Below are 2,879 nucleotides of genomic sequence, written 5' to 3' on the forward strand. Positions count from 1 at the left end.
TTCAATGAGGAATTTCCAGATCTTGCGGGAAAAATCCCTATTAGAATTAAAAGTTCTATCTATGAATTTGATGATCTTCGGCTTTTTCTCAAGCAGCCAGAGCAATTCCTTTTTAACAGTTTCCAAATCCCTGAATTCGAGAGCTTGGTCGATCCTTGATGAAATGCAATAAATACATTTGAAAGGACATCCGCGTGTGCTTTCATAATAAATATATTTGTTTTGTAGTTCCGGGAAATCTGTTTCGAGATAAGGAAAATTTATTTCGGAAAAATTCTTATTCTTTATTTTTATGATCGTCTGCGGAACATCTAAATCTCTTTCTAAAAAATACCTGAATCCTTTTTCCCCATTTCCGAAAATAATGTGATCGATAGCAGGAAATTCCTCTATCCATTTCTCTGCATTAAAACTTACTTCAGGACCACCCAAAATGATCTTAATATCCGGCAAAACTTTTTTTATATCTTTTAATATTTTTTTTACTATTTCCGAATTCCAGATATAAACCGAAAGAGCAACAACATCGGGTTGTGATCCATATATTTTTGAAAGGATTTCCGAAATTTTCCGGTTGATGGAAAATTCAATCAATTCGATTTTGAAAGGAAGATCGAGAACCGAATTCCTGAGATAACGGATTGCCGGATTGGAATGAGTATATCTGGCATTTATGCCGATCAATAATACTTTTTTCATAGTTTTATTATATGATATATTGGGGGAAATGCGTCAATGAATTTTTTATATTATTATTCTTTCTTTCCGAAGTTTTCCAACAAAGAAATTCTTGATCATAAGATTCGGAAAGTTCACTCGTTCCAATGCTCCTGCGTCAACAACGCTAACAACTTCTACATTCCCACGCGGGAGCGTGGGAAAGAGTAAAATCCACAAATTTATTTGTAGGCTTCTTTTGTCTATTTCAAGTCGTCGTCACTCGTCAAACTTTGTTTGACGCTTTCCTTACAACTCGAAAAAGGATACTATCCGAATAAATTCCAATCACTTTCTTGACAGTGAAATTTAATAAATTTAAATGGATTTGGATAAAAAAGAATGAGGAGTATAATAATGATAATAGACTCCAGGTATAAAGTTGTTAAAGAACTTGGTTCCGGTGTCTGGGCAACTGTCTTTAAAGTTAAAGATACCAGAACAAAAAAGACCTTTGCTTTGAAATTATTTCAAAAACTGGACACCAGAAGTCTTTATGAGAAATTTTCTGCAGAGGATATGCATCATATCACAAAAATCCAGCATCCAAATCTGATACATGTCTCTGATTATGGGAATTTCGGGAAACACATTTATTATGTGAGTGAATATTATGAAGGCAAAACCCTACGGAATTTCAAGTTCAGAAAAACCAGTCTGGAACTTCTCTATGATATCATTGTCCAGGTTTGCTATGCTTTAAATGCTCTTCACAGCCAGAACATTATTCATAAGGATCTGAAATTGGATAATATTGCTTATCTCCTGAAAGACAACAAGATCGATGTAAAAGTGATGGATTATGGTTTCACAAAAATAGACCTTGAACGCAGCAAGCAGAAAGTAAGTGAAATTTTACCCTATATTGCTCCGGAGATATATCTGAACAATGAAGCTGTACCGGAAAGTGATTTTTATTCGTTAGGTGTGATTTTATATAAATTAACGACCGGAACATTGCCTTTTTCCATTGAAAAAATCACCGGATTTATGGCTGGCAATAAAATTGATATTTTCCCTCAATTCCCTCGAGAATTGAACCCTGATATACCAAAGGATCTGGAAAGACTTATCTTGAGTTTACTGGGAAGAAATCCGGAAGATAGATTCAGGAGTGTTGAAGAGATCATTTCTTTTATTAACCGGACTCAACTGAAAAAATATCCGTTTTCAAGAAAATGGTCTATCGTTCATAATATTAAATTCAGTGACTATATTGTGCGGGAAGATTATTCTCATCAATTATTAGATTACATGCCGATGATCAGCAGAGGAAATGGTAAAATAATTGCATTAACAGCAGGTACAGGACTGGGAATAAATAATGTTCTAACCCTTTTCCGTTATCATATTCTATCAGGTAAATATTATCTCTTTGATTATAGATGCAGTGAGATTCATAAAGATCCTTTTTTCTCTCTGATAAAGGAATTCCAGTTCGCTGTTAAAAACAATAAAAAATTAGCTTCTGACCTTGTTCAAATATCTACAAAATTCCAGAAATTCCTTTATGAATCAGAGAAAATAGCAGCAGATATCGACGAAAATGAAGAAGAACTGACTTTAGATTTTCAAACCGCTTTTAATTTTATTGTACATCTCTCTGAAGAAAAACCCATTGTTTTTATTATCAGAGGAGCACAAAATCTAACAAAAGAAGCAATCGATTTTATAAACTACATTTCTCAAGAAATTGTTGATATTCCCATTTTGATCATTCTCGGTTTTAATAATCCGGAAAAATTAGGAAACATTATCCATGCTGTTCAAGTTAAAATAGAACCATTAAATCTTGAACAGACAGAGAAATATGTTTATGCTCTGCTCAAAGAAAATCCTGATGAAAAATTTCTGCAGGGATTGTGGGTAAGGTCTTATGGAAATCCAATGTTCATCGAACAGATATTGATCGATCTTACTCAGAAAAAAATTATCTGGAAAGATCAGAAGTTTACTTTTGATTATAACCTTGAGAGTTATGAACTTCCCAAAGAAATAATCGACTCGATCTATGATAGAATGACACATCTTTCCAAAGAGAATTACAGATATTTACAGAAATTATCTTCGCTATTTACTCCTTTATCAAAAAATCTGATCAAATATATTTTAAAAATAACTGATAAAGAATTGTTTTTTCTGTTGAAAGATTGTATTAACAA

At 32.9% G+C, this 2,879-nt stretch carries 2 protein-coding genes; one reads left to right on the forward strand and one right to left on the reverse strand.

All coding sequences use genetic code 11. The features are described 5' to 3' along the window. On the reverse strand, window positions 1-699 hold a 699-nt coding region (locus tag ENL20_12630; GenBank protein HHE39395.1), incomplete at its 3' end, for a B12-binding domain-containing radical SAM protein. 360 nt (window positions 700-1,059) lie between these two features. On the opposite strand from ENL20_12630, the gene ENL20_12635 reads away from it, so the two are divergent. Beyond that, window positions 1,060-2,879, forward strand: a 1,820-nt coding sequence (locus ENL20_12635; GenBank protein ID HHE39396.1) for a hypothetical protein, incomplete at its 3' end; no start/stop codon positions are given.

Source organism: Candidatus Cloacimonadota bacterium (assembly GCA_011372345.1).
Lineage (GTDB): Bacteria > Cloacimonadota > Cloacimonadia > Cloacimonadales > TCS61 > DRTC01.